We start from the raw sequence: 16,923 nt of genomic DNA on the forward strand, positions 1-16,923 counted from the left end.
AAAGCGGATGCAAAATTAGAACTTATTTTTTAATATCAAACCCTATTGTGAGAAAAATATTTTTTTATTTCTAAGCCCAATCTCACCTCATCCTCTCAAGCATCTCCCCATCCCCGCTGAATGGACGGCAAAGATAGTAAAACTCCTGAAGTCCAAAAGGGATTAGGAATAAATAGTTAAGATATTTTTTCTTTCAGCAGTGTCTGAGTCCTATCCGGACCCAATGAGATCAAACTAATGGGTGTTTGCGTCTGATTTTCGATGTATTTGACGTACTCATCCAAGGATTGAGGTAGATTCTCAAATGCAGAAATGTTATTGTCTTTCCACCCTTTGAACGACTCGTAAAGCAAGCCTTCATTTTGGGTGTCCAAATAAAGTGGGAGTTCTTCTGTGATCTGATCGCCCAATTTGTAACTATGGCATACTTTTATTTCATCCATATCCGAAAGAACATCTGCCTTCATCATGAAAAGCTGAGTGACTCCATTGAGCATGCATGTATACTTTAGCGCTGGTAAGTCCAACCAGCCACACCGCCTGGGTCTTCCTGTGGTCGCTCCAAATTCATTGCCCAGCTTCCTCAGCGTTTCGCCAGCCTCTCCATGAAGTTCTGTAGGGAACGGTCCGCTACCGACTCTGGTACAATAAGCTTTGAAGATGCCATACACTTCGCCAATCCTACCTGGAGCCACGCCCAACCCTGTACAGGCACCTGCTGCTATGGTATTGCTGCTGGTTACGAAAGGATAGCTTCCAAAGTCGATATCGAGCAAGGAGCCCTGCGCTCCTTCTGCCAGCACGCTCTGACCATCTACCAAAGCCTGATTGATTAAATACTCAGTGCTAAGGATATCAAATTCACGTACCAACTCCACAGCCTCAAAAAACTGCTTTTCCTCCTCTTCTAATAAAGCTTCGAAATTATAGCGCTCGAGGATCTCCAGATGAAAATCCCGGAGTTGCTTATAGCGCTCATCAAAATCCGGTTCGTTAATATCTCCGATTCTTAATCCTTTTCTTGCTGCTTTGTCTTGATAGGTAGGACCTATTCCGCGAAGGGTTGACCCTATCTTCTTATCGCCCTTGGCAATTTCATAAGCCTTGTCTAGCATCCTATGAGTAGGAATAATCATCTGGGTCTTATTAGAAATGACCAGATGTCTCTTCAAGTCCAGATTGAAAGGAGCAAGTTCTTCAATTTCTCTCTTGAAAGTAATGGGGTCGAGAACTACACCATTTCCGATGACATTCAGGATACCCTCGTGAAAAATACCAGACGGAATCTGATGTAACACATGTTTGTGCCCATCAAACTCGAGGGTATGACCTGCATTGGGCCCTCCCTGAAACCTGGCTACCACGTCGTATTTTGGTGCCAAATAATCCACAACTTTTCCTTTACCCTCATCTCCCCATTGAAGGCCTAATAAAATATCAACTGATGCCATTAAATTATTTGATTTTGCTGAGCGCTTCCTGCTCTGTATCTACTATGTTAAAAATTGCCTGAAGTTTGGTGATAATAAGTAGCTTCTGGACATGCTCGGAGGGTTTGATCAAAAATAGCTCACCTCCCTTGTTTCTGAATTTTGTAAGCAAAGTTATTAAAACTCCAATACCGCTACTATTGATGTAACGGACATCCGAAATATCAATAAGACAATACTTCATCCCCTTGGTAAGAGAATCATTGACGAGTTCTACAAGCTCGGGCCCATTATTCTCCCCTATTAAATCACCATTGAAAACCAGTCTGAGTTGATCGCCGGCGGTTGTATGTTTATAATTCATTATTTGATATTCGGTTTATTCTCGCAATTTTCTCTCTTACAGTTGGCATGCAAAATCAAAGAATGGTGCATTACATCAAACTGCAGAAGTTCACCAACGGTATTTTGAATGTTTTGGATGCGTGGATCACAAAACTCCATGACTTTATTACAGTCGGTACAAATCAGATGATCATGCTGGCGGTATCCATAGGCCTTTTCGTATTGCGCAAGGTTCTTCCCAAATTGATGCTTAGTAACCAACTCGCATTCCACCAGCAAATCAAGTGTATTATATACAGTAGCTCTACTCACTCTGTAATTTTTATTCTTCATACTAATGTAGAGTGACTCCACATCAAAATGGCCGTTTCTGGAATAGATTTCTTCAAGTATGGCGTATCGCTCAGGAGTTTTCCTCAGGCCTTTTTCTTCCAGGTACTTGGTAAAAATATTCTTAACCTCCTCAAATACGATCACTTGGCTTCAATTTGGTGCAAATATACAAGTTAGAAGTTCAAAATTAATCAGTTGTCCCGGGTAACAGAAACAACCCCCGGTACCACTTCCAATTTGCCGATGAGCTGATCCACATGTTTGGTGTCGCTCACATACAATTGAATCTCCCCCTCAAATATGCCTCCTTCGGTGTTGATGGTAATTGATCTCATATTTACTTTCAACTCTCCTGATATAATACTTGAGACGTCATTGATTAATCCCATACGATCCGTACCTATTATTCGCAAACCTGCCAGGAACGAATTATCCTGACTAGAGGTCCATTTGGCCTTTACCACCCTATAGCCGTAATTAGAGAGCAATTCAGCCGCATTGGGACAAGTAGTGCGATGAATTTTGATGCCATCATTGACGGTGACGAAACCAAACACATCGTCGCCTGGAATGGGATTGCAGCACTTGGCAAACTTATAGTCCACCACATCCATATCCTCCCCGATCAACAATAGATCAAAGTCCTTTTCCCTGACTTTTTTAATCTGAGACTGCATGCCCTTGGGATCTGTGACCCTCCGGTATTTGTGCTCCTCTTCCTTTTTCTCGTTGAATTTTTTGATGAGGCTATGGTCAATCTTTCCCTTACCTATCAGGTAAAAAAGATCCGTGGGGGTTTTTACATCGAAATGGTCTGTTAGTTGTAACAGGGCCTCCTGGGTGAAATTGATTTTGAGCTGCTTCAGTTTGCGCTTGACGACTTCCTTGCCTTCCATTACAAACTGTTTTTTCTCTTCTTTGAGGGAATCCTTGATTTTAGATTTGGCTTTGGAAGTCACCACATACTTCAGCCAATCCTCATTGGGCTTTTGCTTTTTAGAGGTCAGGATCTCAACCTGATCACCATTTTTCAATACATAATTGAGAGGTACCAGTTTTTGATTCACTTTAGCACCCAGACAATGGGCTCCCACTTCTGTATGTATATCAAATGCAAAATCTAAAGCTGTGGAGCCATTGGGCATGGTGACCAAGTCTCCCTTTGGGGTGAAAGCAAATACTTCTTCCTGAAAGAGGTTGGACCTGAAGTCGTCAACGAACTCTATGGCTGAAGCATCATTCTGCTCAAGAATCTCCCGAACTTTTCCGATCCAAAGCTCAAGCCCCTTGTCAGCGTCACCATTTTTGCTCTCTTTATATTTCCAGTGGGCAGCATAGCCCTTTTCGGCAATTTCATCCATTCGGCGTGTTCGGATCTGCACTTCCACCCATTGTCCTCTGCCACTCATCACAGTGGTATGAAGTGACTCGTAGCCATTGGATTTAGGAATACTGATCCAATCCCGCAAGCGGTCCGGATTGGGCTGATAGTAATCAGTAACGATTGAATAGGCCTGCCAGCAAGCTGCCTTTTCATTCTCCAATTCAGTGTCGACGATGATTCTAACGGCAAACAGATCGTACACTTCCTCAAAAGGTACATTCTGCTTTTTCATTTTATTATGAATACTATGAATCGACTTGGGACGTCCCTTTATCTCATATTGAAAGCTTTGGCTATTAAGTTCATCCTTGATGGGCTTGATGAAATTTCTGATAAACTTATTTCTAGCGTCTTTGGTCGCATTGATCTTAGATGCGATATGTCTGTACGCATCCCCATCTGTATACCTGAGGTATAGATCTTCCAGTTCTGACTTAATGGCATATAGTCCCAGACGGTGAGCGAGTGGGGCATATAGATAAATGGTCTCATTGGCGATTTTGAGCTGCTTATCCCTGGGCATACTCCCGAGGGTACGCATGTTATGGAGTCTATCGGCCAGCTTGATCAGAATCACACGGACATCATCCGACAGTGTCAGAAGCATTTTTCGGAAGTTTTCCGCCTGTTGAGAGCTCCCCTGATCGAAAACACCAGCTATTTTGGTCAGCCCGTCGATAATACTGGCAACTTTTTTACCATAACCCCGCTCAATATCCGCCAATTCCACTTCCGTATCCTCCACCACATCATGGAGCAATGCCGAAACAATGGAAGTAGTGCCCAATCCAATTTCGCTAACACAAATCTGGGCCACCTCTAAGGGATGGAAAATATAAGGCTCACCGGATTTACGGCGCATATCCTTGTGCGCCTCCATAGACATGTAGAAGGCTTTCTTGATGATCCTGGCATCTCCAGATTTTAGTATCGGCTTGGCATGACGTAGCAGCTTACGATACCTCCTAATAATCTCCCTTTTCTCTTCTTCTAAATCAACTTCAATCATCAATGAATAAAAATTATTTTAGGGTTTTGCGAAATTAAACTTTTATATATCTTTGCACTCCAAAAAAAGCGGATGTGGCGAAATTGGTAGACGCACTAGACTTAGGATCTAGCGCCGCGAGGCATGGGGGTTCGAGTCCCTCCATCCGCACCAAAAAACAACCCTCTTTCCGAATAGTTTCGTGAAAGAGGGTTTTTAATTTATAAACATTAATACTTACCACATTGGACATCTCACTGGATAAAATCAACAAAACTGAAGCGGTAATTAAAGTTAATTTAAAGGCCGATGATTACCAACCTGGTGTAGCGCAAAAGATCAAAGAATATAGCAAGAAGGCCAACATCAAAGGGTTTCGTCCCGGCAAAGTGCCTTTAGGGATGATTCAGAAGATGTATGGCAAGTCTATCTTGTTAGAGGAGTTGAATCAATTGCTCTCTGAAAAGCTTAATGCTTACCTGAGAGAGAGTGATTTGCAGTTTCTCGGAGAGCCCATGCCGAAAGATGATTTCGAATCTATCGATTTGGACAGCCAGGAAGATTTCGAATTTGCTTACCATGTAGGGTTTGCAGAAGAATTTGAGCTCGCTATCAATGACAAATTGAAGGTGGACAAGCACTCTATCAAAATAGACGATAAAGTGATTGGTGAAACCATCGAAAACTTACAGAAGCAATTTGGTGAGTTGATCACTGCTGAAGTTTCTGAAGCGAATGACACCCTCTATGGCCCCATCAAAAGTGCCGATGGCAGCATTCATAAGGAGATAAGCATCGACCTGAATGATGTAGAAAAAGCCTCTGTTAAGAAATTAACAGGTCTGAAAGCAGAAGATTCGGTAGAGCTGGATCCCAAAAAACTCTACACAGACAGTCACAAACTCCATCATCAGTTGGACATCTCTCATGATGCTTTTGATCTTTTGAAGGGCAAAATGACTTTCACTGTTAAAGGCATTAACCGTCAGGTTCCCGCAGAAGTGAATCAGGAGCTTTTTGACAAGACCTTTGGTGAGGGGACTGTAAAGGATGAAAAGGAATTCAAGGAAAAAGTAAAAGAGTCTGTTGGCAAAAGTTTTGAGAATGAAGAAGAGCAGTATTTCGACTATCAGTTGAAAGAGACGCTCATCGAGAAAGCTAAAATCAACTTGCCTGATGAGTTTTTGAAAAACTGGTTACTCAAAACCAACGATCAAATTACTCCCGAAATCCTTCAGGATGAGTATGCGACATATGCTAAGGAGCTGAAATGGTCACTGATCAGAAATAAAATTGTAAAAGATCAGGACTTCAAAGTGGAGAACGATGAAGTGGTGGAGGAAGCCAAAAACCTTATCAGAAAGCAATTCGGACAAGCTGGTTTGATTGGGCAGATGGAAGACAAACTGGAAATGTTTGCTCAGAATTATCTACAGGCAGAAAATGGAGATAATTACATGAAGATTTACAACCAGGTACAAAATAATAAGGTGTTTAGTTACCTCAAGGAGAATATCACCATCAAGGACAAGAAAGTCACGATGGATGAATTCAGAAAACTTTAGGAAACTAAGTCATACCAAAACAAGTTTAAATAAAAGTCCTTAGTGCTAAGGACTTTTATATTTTTGCCTAGTTAAGCTAAATTGAAACATGATCAATAAAGAAGAATTCAGAAAATTTGCCGTAAAAGGCCAAGGAATAAATGGTTTGACCTTTGACGCGTATACGGATCGCGTGGAAAACATGACCCGTGCAGTCATTGAAGAACGACCAACCAATTTCAGAGAAATTGATGTTTTCTCCAGACTCATCATGGACAGGATTATATTCCTGGGTATGCAAGTAGAGGAGAATATTGCCAATATTATTACCGCTCAGTTGCTCTTTTTGGAGTCTGTAGATTCTAAAAAAGATATCCTGCTATACATCAATAGCCCTGGAGGATCAGTATACGCCGGATTGGGGATGTATGACACCATGCAGTATGTGAGTCCTGATGTGGCCACCATATGCACAGGTATGGCTGCCTCTATGGGAGCGGTGCTGATGACCGGGGGTGCCAAAGGCAAAAGATCTGCTTTGCCACACTCAAGAATCATGATACACCAACCAAGTGGTGGAATGCAGGGTCAATCTAGAGACATGGAGATTACCTTAAAACAAATGCAGGAACTCCGGAAGGATCTTTATACCATCATAGCCAATCATTCGGGCAGATCTTATGAAGATATAGAAAGAGATTCGGATCGTGATTACTGGATGCGTGCATCTGAGGCTAAAGAATACGGCCTGATTGACGAAGTATTAGAAAGAAACCCAAAGAAATAATGGCGCAAGTTACCTGTAGCTTTTGTGGAAGAAATAAGAAGGATGTAGACCTGATGATATCAGGTATTCATGCTCACATTTGTGATAAATGTATTTCACAGGCTCAGCAAATCCTCAACGAAGAGCTGAAAACAAAAAGCTCGGCGGAAAGCCCAAAGTTTAACCTGATCAAACCTACAGACATGAAGAGACATCTTGATGAGTTTGTAATCGGTCAGGATGAAGCGAAAAAGTATATCTCAGTAGCTGTCTACAATCACTACAAGCGACTCATGCAGGCAGACAGCAAGGATGATGTGGTGATTGAAAAATCTAACATTGTCATGGTCGGACAAACCGGGACAGGTAAAACCTACCTAGCCCGCACGTTAGCCAAAGTACTTCAGGTGCCGTTTTGCATAGCCGATGCTACAGTGCTGACGGAAGCTGGGTATGTAGGTGAAGATGTGGAAAGTATCCTCACAAGGCTCCTACAAGCTGCCAATTATGAGGTAGAAGCAGCCGAGCGCGGGATCGTTTACATAGACGAGCTGGACAAAATTGCGCGAAAATCTGACAATCCATCCATTACAAGGGATGTAAGTGGCGAAGGTGTTCAGCAAGCGCTTTTGAAGCTACTGGAAGGTACCTCTGTGAATGTACCGCCACAGGGTGGTAGGAAGCACCCGGACCAAAAGATGATTACGGTTAATACTGAAAACATCCTTTTCATTTGTGGTGGAGCATTTGATGGCATCGAGCGCCACATTGCCAACAGGCTCAATACAAGGCCGATTGGTTTTGCCAACGCCGATGATTTCAGCACAGAGTCTGTGGATAAGGACAACCTGCTTAAATACATTACCGCATTAGACCTGAAAAGTTTTGGGCTTATCCCGGAGCTGATTGGGCGATTGCCGGTGCTCACACACCTGGATCCGTTGGATGGTGTGGCTTTGAAAAAGATTCTGACAGAGCCAAAGAATGCACTGATCAAACAGTATGAAAAGCTGTTTGAAATGGAGGACGTAAAACTCACCATGACTCCTGAGGCGCTTGACTACATTGTAGAAAAAGCCGTAGAGTTCAAACTGGGAGCACGCGGGCTAAGATCTATCTGTGAGGCTATCATTACGGATGCCATGTTTGAAATCCCTTCCAGCAAGGATGTGAAAGAAATGGAAGTCACTAAGGACTATGCCGAGGAGAAATTTGAAAAATCGAAATTTAATAAGTTAAGAGCGGCCTAAGTCAATAATGTGTCTGGCTGCTTTCTCTGAAGCGTTTGTTTCACCTAAAATACTGCGAATCTCCGAATAACCTTCGGAGATTCTTTTTTTGGATGCTACATCGGAAAGTAAAGTCTCCAGTTCGGAAGCTACGTTGACCGCATTGTAATCCCCCTGAATAAGTTCCCTGACCACTTCCTTCCCAGCAATCAGATTAACCAAAGAGATGTGAGGTACCCGGATCATTCTTCTGGCGATCAGATAAGTCAGCCAGCTCGTTTTGTACACCACCACCTGAGGCTTACCAATGAGTGCCGTCTCCAGAGTGGCAGTACCAGAAGTTACCACTGCCGCCTCGGCAGACTGTATCAGTTCATAAGCTTTATCAAAAACCAAAGAGATGTTACCGAGATTTCTTAACGGTTCATAGATCGACTTATCAACATTACTGACCCCTGAGACCAAAATCTGATAGTCATCAAAGACCGTAGATATTTTCTGGACTACGGGAATGGCTTGTCTGATCTCCTGCTCCCGACTTCCCGGCAGAAATGCTATGGACTTATGTCGCTTCAGTACATGAAGTAAAGTGTCATTCCATTCATAGGCACTCAGCGCCTCCATGACTGGGTTGCCCACATAAGTCACCTCATACTTGAGGCCCTGATAGAAGTCCTTTTCGAAGGGAAGGATCACCAGCATCTTGTCTACACTCCTCCTGATCCTGCTGATACGCTGTGGTCTCCAGGCCCATAGTTTGGGAGCAATATAGTAGCAGGTTTTGATCTTAAAATTTCTAGCATAAGTAGCCAATCGGAGGTTAAAACCTCCAAAATCAATCAAAACAAGTACCTGAGGAGCAAATTCACGAATATCTCGCTGACACTCTTTCAATAGGGAACGAAGTGTCCAGAAGGTTTTGAAAACTTCCCAAAAACCCATTACTGTTAAATCACGATAGTCCTTGAGAATCCTAGCACCGGCTGACCCCATCAGGTCTCCACCCCAACCCACTATCTCAGCCTGCGGGTCTTGCTTGGTAATTTCCCGAATCAGGTTTGCACCATGCAAATCACCAGACCTCTCTCCGGCTACGATAAAGTATCTCATCCTTTGGTTTCGCCAAAGTACTCTACGTAATTGCGTGGTGTTTCGTATAATTTCAAACTATGAAGTGTACAATCACTTCCTAGCAGTTTAACCTTAGGTGCGAGGATTTTCCAAAACTCAATCACCAGGTTTTCGCAGCTGGCAAGTTTGCCCAGCATAAAATCGACATCCAGGTTCAGGTTTTTGTGATCCACCTTATCCGTGATGTCAGTACGCACCAGCGTACTCAATTTCTTCAGATCCACTACAAAGCCCGTCTCTGGATCGGGCATGCCTTTTACGGTTACAATGAGTTCAAAATTGTGCCCGTGCCAGTTATCATTGGCACATGGGCCAAACACCTCCACATTTCGCTCCCTCGTCCAATTGAGATTATACAGCTTATGGGCTGCGTTAAAATGTTCCTTTCTACTTACGTAAATCATAACCGCTGAAAATCTGCCACAAAGATAGAAAGTTCTGTCACCTTACTAAAGGCTTATGCCGTGGATGATTAAATTTGAAAAAACAACTTGTATGATCGTAGTAACAGGGGCAGCGGGATTTATCGGAAGCTGCATGATAGCCAGGCTCAATGAGAGTAATTTCAATAATATCATCGCTGTGGATGTCTTTCAGAATGAATTCAAAAACCAAAACCTGGCTGGTAAAAAGCTCCGAGCCACTATAGATCGTGAGGCCTTTCTTCCCTGGCTTGATGAGAATGCCGAGGCGGTGGAGTTTATTTTTCATCTTGGTGCTCATACTGATACCACAGAACAGGATACAGATATCCTTAGGAAATTGAACACTGACTATTCCAAAGCCATCTGGAAACGGTGTGTTAATGAGCAAATTCCACTGATCTACGCCAGCAGTGCTGCTACTTATGGTGCAGGTGAAAATGGTTTTTCCGATGATGAAAACACTCTTGAAAGCCTGGAGCCACTTAATGCCTATGGTGAGTCCAAGCAGGAATTTGACTTGTGGGCCATTTCCCAGGAGCAAAAACCATTCTTTTGGGCTGGACTCAAATTCTTTAATGTCTATGGGCCCAATGAATACCACAAAGAGCGTATGGCCTCTGTGGTCTATCACTCATTTCATAAAATCATTGAATCCAATACCCTGAAGCTCTTCAAGTCACACCGATCGGACTTTGAGGATGGTGAGCAAAAAAGAGATTTTCTCTATGTAAAGGATGCCGTGGAGGTGATGTACTGGCTTATGCACCATCGGAAAAACAGCGGCATTTATAACATCGGAACAGGTGAGGCCAGATCATTCAATTCGCTTGCTACTGTTATTTTCAAATCTCTCGGGCTCGAGTCAAAAGTTGAATACGTGGACACCCCGGAAGACATTCGGGAGAAGTACCAGTACTTTACAGAGGCTGACATAAAAAAAATAAAGTCCATTGGATACCCAATGGACTTTACAACTCTTGAAGCAGGTGTTGATGATTATATTAAAAACTACCTGCTCAATATGACTTATTATTAAATACAAAAGAGAGCCACACAACAGTCCGGCTCTCTTTTGATAAAATATATTCTAGTCTTTACTCACTCTAAGGGTTTGAACAGACCCGTTTTCTGAAACGATCTTAAGCAGATATATTCCGGTCCTCAATCCTCTCATGTCCAACTGATTGTTATTGAAGGAAACTCTTTTCACACTTCCATCAAGTCCAAACAACTCCACTTTGGCCAAAGGCACCTGTGATTCTATCGCCAGAAAATCAGTGGTCGGATTTGGGAACACTATAAGTGAGGACAAAATCTGATCAGCGGCAAGAATTTCTCCTTGTATAGCTACATCATCAATTGCCCATCCCCAAGAGTTGACCTGTGCATCAGACTGTAGGCGGAACCTAAATACCACCACATCTCCAGCATTAAAGTGATCCAATAGATTGTACTCATGGTCAACAAAATAGTCTTCTCTTCCTGATAGTTTAGATTCAAAAGCAGCCGTCCATTTATCATTAGCGCTGGCATCATACTTGGCAATGGTTACCCACGAAATTCCATCCGTAGACCCTTCCAACGTCACATAATCGGCCCCTGGCTCCACAATAGCCACATCCTTGTAACTAAAGGTTGCATCAGAACTTTTGACTTCAATAGGAATAAGCAGATTAAACACTTTGTTGGAATTTGCCTCATAGTTATGTGCAGAGTGAATCGCCTGAGATGGAAATCCAGTCACCTTTTTGATCTCCATAGATCCTGTAAAATGATCATCGTCGGTATCAAATCTATCTACATAGGACGATTGCGTTGCAGCAAAACTATATGTAGTAAACTCGAACGCGTCTGAGGTATATGGAGCGGAACCTTTAAAGCCTCTTACCACAATTTCCAGTTCCGTTTCCGAAGTGGAAGCAGTGAAAAGATTTTCTCCCAGATCAGGACTCACCACCGATGACGCATAATCACCATTAATATAGAGCTGAGCAGAGTCAAAGTCGGAAATAAAATTCACCAACACTCCAACTTCATTTGACAGACCTGCTGAAACGTCAGTTATTTCAGGGTAATAAGTGATCAGCGGAACCTCAGGAAGCGTGTAAGACCAGATTCCCCTTGAATGAGACGCTATGACCAATTGATCCTCTTTGAGATCAATTTCCCATACCGATGCCCGAGGCATATTGCTGTCAAGCAAGTGCCATGAAGCTCCATTATCCGTAGACTCTATGATACCAATTTCTGATCCTACCCATATGGTGTTTGGATCATGAGGCATCACCTGCAAATCATATACTGCTACATCTGGAAATCCGGTGCTCGTACTTCCCGCAGAAAAACCAGAAATATCTTCCCAGGTTTCTCCAAGATCGGTAGATCGTACCACCTTCGCTGATTTTGCATAAGAGAATAACACGTAAACGGTCTTATAATCATGATAATTGGTCGCAATTCCCGTTATCAACCCTGTGTTTATCCCATTATCTGGAACAGGAGCAAATGACTCGCCCTTGTCCGTAGATAGAAACAAAGAACCACTATTGCTAATGGAAGCTCCGGCCCACATCACGTCAGGGGTTGCATCTGATATTTCAATACTCATTAGCGAAGAAGTTGCCCAGTCACTATAGCCTGTCATATCAATCAACTGCCAAGAGCCAGCAAAGTCCTCAGATTTATAAACTCCATTTCCTGCAAGGGTAAACACAACGTCAGGACGTTGGGGGGCGTTACTAAATTGCCCGATGAATGGCAATGCGGGATCAGCTCCCAAGCCCACTGTTGCATTCAAAAAGGAATTTCCACCATCAATAGACCTACCAATTCCAAGGTTTTGACTGGTCACAATCAGTTTGTTTATGTCGGTGGGGTGCCATACGGCATCAAATCCATCTCCACCCCAAGCTTCCTCATATTCGGTAGTCTTTGATGCGTCTTCTCCTGAAGGGCTAAACCAACTACCATTATCCTGTGCACCGGCCACATAACGATCAACACCCGGAGCCTTGTCTGCTCCATAAAATTGAGTGGTATTCATCATGCTTCCTGCAAAATGCCAGGAATTTAAAGAAACACCAGGATTAGCTGAGACATTGGAGGCATAGGACGCTCCGTCGTTGACATTTACTATCTGCCATTCCTTGGCCTCTGCATCATGTATTACGGCTACCAGGTTATGGTGATCCGGGTGAACATTACTATTCTTTCCGTCAACTCTTCCATATGGGTCTGCAGCGCTCACCACATCATACTGGCCACTTACTACAGTTCCCCAATTAATTCGGAAGGCAGATTCAGGAAGATTATCAGGATCCCATGTGGCACCTGCAACCAGGTATGGCCAAATGAAAAACAGGTCATCATCCACATGTCCACCAGTAGTTGCTATGGCATCCGATGGCGTTTCTGAATAAGTCCTTGAGTTGATGTACAAATACTCGCGAGAGTGAGTATTGTTTGCATCATTCTCACCGCCCTCAGTATTATTATAAATCAAATTAAAAATGCCGTCACGCTGTTGATCTCTAAACGCGACCATCAATTGACGTTCCGGTGTGGCATCCACATCCCAAACTTCAAAAGGTACATCTACGTAATCCTGGTAAGTATATTCAGCATCACCGACACCAGAACCTCTGCCACTAGGCACCAAAAACCTGTGAGCCTTCTGTGACCTCCCCGGACCGAACCTTATTTCCACTGAAGTAAACTCATCTGCCGGAGCAGAACCCAGCGCAAGGGTTCCACCATCTAGCTCTGCAGTAAAATTAACTCGAGCCATGAATGCCTCAGTACCTCCAGTTTCAGTGCCTAAAAAGGTAGGGTCACTTTCACCAACGCCTGCTGCTACATCCACGGTATACTTATAGATACCTATTCCACCTACATAAAATTCATTCAAATTGAATGGATGAGCTAAGATGGTATTATCATACCAACCCTGGCCTCCCAATACATCAACGGTGTTAGACGGGTCAGTAATCAAGGTCCAATTATTACCAGAGTCATTAGAATAATAAATATCAGCTTCCTGTGAAGCGTCCAATCCCCCTACAACTGAAGCATACAATCGGGTTGGATCCACCGGAGAAACAGCCAACTCAACTCTGGAGCTTGGGCTCATTCCGTTCGAAATCAATGACCAAGTATCCCCGGCATCCAGAGAACCTAAAACACCAACACCACTTTGTCCGGCATACAGTATGTTAAAATCATTTGGAGAAGCTACAATCTGCTCAATAGCTCCAGCTTGAGCATTGAAAACAGAGTTCCAAGACAGTCCACCATCTGTAGACTTCATAATATTTGAAGTGTAGGATCCCCAAAAATTAGGTGCAGTGCTAGCTAACACAACATCCGGGTTGTTTGGATCTACTATTACCCGTGTAACAGACTGCCACAATTCATTTCCAGCCGTGGATGCCAGTTGTGTCCATGTTTCTCCGGCATCAAGCGATTTGAAAATTCCATCTCCATTGATGTTGGTATATGCAGACGCTATATATTCTCCTGTACCGGCATAGATAACATCCGGCTGACTCTCGCAATATGCAAGACTAGTAACCGCCAAAGTGGGAAAGTTAGGAGACTTGTCAATCCAGCTAGCACCACCATCTGTGGTCTTCCAGACTCCACCTCCTGAAGATCCAACCAGCCAAGTCATATGAGTATCATCCTGAGGCAGCACTATCAAACCACGAGCTCTTCCAGGAACATTTGATGGTCCACGCTCAACTATATTAACAGGGACAGATCGGCTTTTGGATACATTTGCAGCAGCAAGTGATTTAACCAGTTCCTTCTGAAGATAACCTGGCTGATAATTAACGCCACCCTCCCTATAGGTAAGTTGCTGTCGGATTTTAAATCTTTCTTCCGGAAGCATCAGATGTTTCCTCTCGAATCTGGAAACTTCCTCTTTGACAATTGTATCATCATGGGAGATTTCTTGATCCCCTTGCTTCATCCAATACACAGTGCACAGCAAAATCAGCAATGCTCCTACTGCAGAAATTGCGCTTTTATTTTTTATTTTCATCGTTTGGATTATTTTTTTCTTTTTTATCGCCGCTTACAACATCAATCTCAAAGGTCTTTAGACCATTGTCCATGGGAGTTGCTAATCCGGTCTTCTCTTTGATCATAATAGTTGAAATACCAGTCCAATTAAGGTAATCGCCGCGGAAACCCGAGTTATATATTGCTTTTGGCTTTTTTGTTAAGCGAACAACCACAAATGTGGTAGAAGGTGAATACCCCGTTTCTTCAAAGGTTGAAAGGAGAACGAATGAGCTATCAGGATTGTATTGGGTCTCAAAATCGGTTGTTCTTAAAGACTCTTTAGCAATGGCCAATAAATCATCATCACTTATCGATTTGTTCGTATATCTGGATGAGCAGTTACACAACACGGTCGAAAGGCTTATAAAGACCAAAATAGACATCCTATTCTTCATAATTTCATTTGATAACAAATTAAACAATTTGCCAAAAGAAGGCAACAAGAAGACTGTATTACAAGTCCTAACCTCGGTTTAAAAACCTCAAGATCAAAGTCAAATGATCAACATTTTTAGTCGAAAGGCCTTCTGATTTAACATAATCAACCAAAGCCTCTTGCTCACTCTCCGAAAGGCCTAAACCACTGGCAAATTTCTTCCTATTGCCACTTGCAGGGTATACAATCCCATCTCTCAGGAAATAGTATTCCTTAGCCGATTCGTATCTATCCTGCTTTGATCCCGCATCCAATGCCTTTACATAATTCGCCTCGTAAATTTTTATGAAATGCCGCTCGACAAGACTCCAGGTTTCTCCTCTAGAAACGTCGCGCAACAAGCCAATTATTGGTGTCTGATCGCTATATCGATATTCATTTGGGTTAATGTATCTAATCGCACTATCGCTCAACACTGATATATCGACGAATTGAATTTTTTCGATACTGAAGGTTCTTACACGATTCTTGTCCTTGACATCCACATTGTTGTTCAGTAGATTCACTCTTAATATAAGATTCCCCGTTTGGACACCATTTTTGAGAGTGAGTTTTCCGGATTTCCAATCCTCAAACAAATAGACATTTCCTACAGGATCGTAATTTGTGAAATCCACAACGGAAACCATGCCTCCGATTTCAGTATTCATATCAAGACCACTAGCGTCATTTCCTCCTAGCGTGGCTTGAGCTGCACCCCCAGTAACAATGCATACAAATAGGACTGGGCTAAGTAAATATCGTTTCATAAAACTAATTGGTTGATTATGTGGTATAACAACCTTCACTCAAAGCAACTGTACTAATATTCAAGAATAAATAAAACAAAAGCCATCTCGGAACGAGACGGCTTTTGTTCTAATATTAATAGCACTTAAATCTACTATTTTACGCCCGCAGGAAGATCCATTTTTTGCACAGATACATCTCCATAAGAAGTATCATCTGCATCAAACAATTCGTATACTCCATTGGTCACGGTAATATACCCTACCAAATAAAGAGAAGAACCGTCATCATCAGAATGCAACTGCTCGTCAATCAAAACAGTAGACGAAGAAGCAACAGAACCATCATTGTTATATCTGGTGAGTTGAAGTGATACAGGTATATCTGTAGCAAACTCACCTAGATCCACACTTCCATAAAGGTTTGTTGTTACCCAGTAATGTCCATCAGCCCAGTCCAGGTCACCTACCTCAGGACATGAACCAGTTGCCATAGAGAAATCTGGATGATAACCAGAGAAATCCTCCACCAAAAACAACACGTCCACATCAAAAGAACTACAGAATGACTCACCAACAGCAGTTTCGTCTCCGTTATCCCATACCGCGGTAAGCGTTACAGTTTCTAAAGGAGCAAAATCAGGCGTATTGTTGATGGTAATCGCCACAGTAGTAGGAGTGATACTTGCATTGGCTGTACGTGAATCTCCAATCTGGATCATCAACATTTCAGTCTCCTCTCTTGTATCATCATCAGCATAAAGGGTAACCATAGCCGTTCCTGTAGTAGATCCAGCTGGAATATAAACTCTGCTATTGCTATTCTCGATATCAAAATCGTCATGCTCTGTAGCAGTAGTTCCCTCTGCCACTGTAACATAAATAGCAACATCTACTATCTGCGCTTCACTCATTGTGACAGTCCACGAGAAAGTCGTATCCTGCTCATCAATAGTGATAGAGCTTGGTGCCGAAATCGAAATCGTTGGACTAGTCGGTACCAAAGACGAGTGTCCGGTAAAGTCCTCATCATCGCAAGATGTGAAGCCGAAACTCACTACTACCAAAATCAGTAATAATCTATATATCTTATTCATAGTTAATTTCATTTAAAGAT

Annotated in this window: 14 protein-coding genes and 1 tRNA gene; 5 read left to right on the forward strand and 10 right to left on the reverse strand. The window is 42.7% G+C overall.

The window, feature by feature from the left end:
* Positions 1 to 176 precede the first annotated feature (176 nt).
* The 4 genes from ACHKAR_RS15090 to ACHKAR_RS15105 are packed head-to-tail and all read right to left on the reverse strand — an operon-like array spanning position 177 to position 4,501.
* Positions 177 to 1,451, reverse strand: a complete 1,275-nt coding sequence (locus ACHKAR_RS15090; RefSeq protein WP_159583524.1) for an adenylosuccinate synthase — start codon at positions 1,449 to 1,451, stop codon at positions 177 to 179.
* Between the two features lie 4 nt (positions 1,452 to 1,455).
* Positions 1,456 to 1,794, reverse strand: coding sequence for an STAS domain-containing protein (locus tag ACHKAR_RS15095; RefSeq protein WP_159583522.1), 339 nt, complete (start codon positions 1,792 to 1,794; stop codon positions 1,456 to 1,458).
* Positions 1,794 to 2,252, reverse strand: coding sequence for a Fur family transcriptional regulator (locus ACHKAR_RS15100; RefSeq protein WP_159583520.1), 459 nt, complete (start codon positions 2,250 to 2,252; stop codon positions 1,794 to 1,796). Before ACHKAR_RS15100 ends, ACHKAR_RS15095 begins: the two co-directional genes overlap by 1 nt.
* A 47-nt stretch (positions 2,253 to 2,299) precedes the next feature.
* Complete coding sequence (locus ACHKAR_RS15105; protein ID WP_159583518.1) at positions 2,300 to 4,501, reverse strand: RelA/SpoT family protein; 2,202 nt, start codon at positions 4,499 to 4,501, stop codon at positions 2,300 to 2,302.
* A 68-nt stretch (positions 4,502 to 4,569) separates the two neighbouring features.
* Between ACHKAR_RS15105 and ACHKAR_RS15110 the strand changes: the two genes are divergently transcribed.
* From ACHKAR_RS15110 to clpX, 4 genes are all read left to right on the forward strand, one after another.
* Positions 4,570 to 4,654: transfer RNA gene (locus ACHKAR_RS15110), tRNA-Leu, on the forward strand.
* Between the two features lie 71 nt (positions 4,655 to 4,725).
* A complete protein-coding gene (gene tig, locus ACHKAR_RS15115; protein WP_395418211.1) occupies positions 4,726 to 6,045 on the forward strand; it encodes a trigger factor in 1,320 nt (439 codons plus the stop codon).
* A gap of 88 nt (positions 6,046 to 6,133) precedes the next feature.
* Entirely contained in the window at positions 6,134 to 6,811 is a 678-nt protein-coding gene (locus tag ACHKAR_RS15120) for a ClpP family protease (protein ID WP_159583514.1), read from the forward strand.
* Positions 6,811 to 8,040 (forward strand): ATP-dependent Clp protease ATP-binding subunit ClpX, encoded by a 1,230-nt coding sequence (gene clpX / locus ACHKAR_RS15125; protein WP_159583512.1) that lies wholly within the window; start codon positions 6,811 to 6,813, stop codon positions 8,038 to 8,040. Before ACHKAR_RS15120 ends, clpX begins: the two co-directional genes overlap by 1 nt.
* Here the strand turns inward: clpX and lpxB are convergent.
* Entirely contained in the window at positions 8,026 to 9,129 is a 1,104-nt protein-coding gene (gene lpxB, locus ACHKAR_RS15130) for a lipid-A-disaccharide synthase (protein WP_395418213.1), read from the reverse strand. The two genes, clpX and lpxB, sit on opposite strands and share 15 nt — an antisense overlap.
* Positions 9,126 to 9,554, reverse strand: coding sequence for a 6-pyruvoyl trahydropterin synthase family protein (locus ACHKAR_RS15135; protein ID WP_395418215.1), 429 nt, complete (start codon positions 9,552 to 9,554; stop codon positions 9,126 to 9,128). The genes lpxB and ACHKAR_RS15135 overlap by 4 nt, the downstream gene beginning before the upstream one ends.
* Before the next feature lie 91 nt (positions 9,555 to 9,645).
* Between ACHKAR_RS15135 and rfaD the strand changes: the two genes are divergently transcribed.
* Positions 9,646 to 10,611, forward strand: coding sequence for an ADP-glyceromanno-heptose 6-epimerase (rfaD, locus tag ACHKAR_RS15140; RefSeq protein WP_395418216.1), 966 nt, complete (start codon positions 9,646 to 9,648; stop codon positions 10,609 to 10,611).
* Between the two features lie 51 nt (positions 10,612 to 10,662).
* Here rfaD and ACHKAR_RS15145 read toward each other — a convergent pair whose 3' ends face one another.
* The 4 genes from ACHKAR_RS15145 to ACHKAR_RS15160 all read right to left on the reverse strand — a co-directional run bounded on the left by ACHKAR_RS15145 (position 10,663) and on the right by ACHKAR_RS15160 (position 16,903).
* Complete coding sequence (locus tag ACHKAR_RS15145; RefSeq protein WP_395418218.1) at positions 10,663 to 14,619, reverse strand: VPS10 domain-containing protein; 3,957 nt, start codon at positions 14,617 to 14,619, stop codon at positions 10,663 to 10,665.
* Positions 14,603 to 15,037, reverse strand: a complete 435-nt coding sequence (locus ACHKAR_RS15150) for a hypothetical protein (RefSeq protein ID WP_395418219.1) — start codon at positions 15,035 to 15,037, stop codon at positions 14,603 to 14,605. Before ACHKAR_RS15150 ends, ACHKAR_RS15145 begins: the two co-directional genes overlap by 17 nt.
* Before the next feature lie 67 nt (positions 15,038 to 15,104).
* On the reverse strand, positions 15,105 to 15,827 hold the full coding sequence (locus tag ACHKAR_RS15155; protein ID WP_159583500.1) for a hypothetical protein: 723 nt from the start codon (positions 15,825 to 15,827) through the stop codon (positions 15,105 to 15,107).
* 134 nt (positions 15,828 to 15,961) lie between these two features.
* Positions 15,962 to 16,903 carry a hypothetical protein gene (locus tag ACHKAR_RS15160; RefSeq protein WP_395418221.1) on the reverse strand — a complete coding sequence of 314 codons (942 nt, stop codon included), beginning with the start codon at positions 16,901 to 16,903 and terminating at the stop codon, positions 15,962 to 15,964.
* Positions 16,904 to 16,923 lie beyond the last annotated feature (20 nt).

Source organism: Marinoscillum luteum (genome assembly GCF_044005705.1).
Classification (GTDB): Bacteria; Bacteroidota; Bacteroidia; order Cytophagales; family Cyclobacteriaceae; genus Marinoscillum; species Marinoscillum luteum.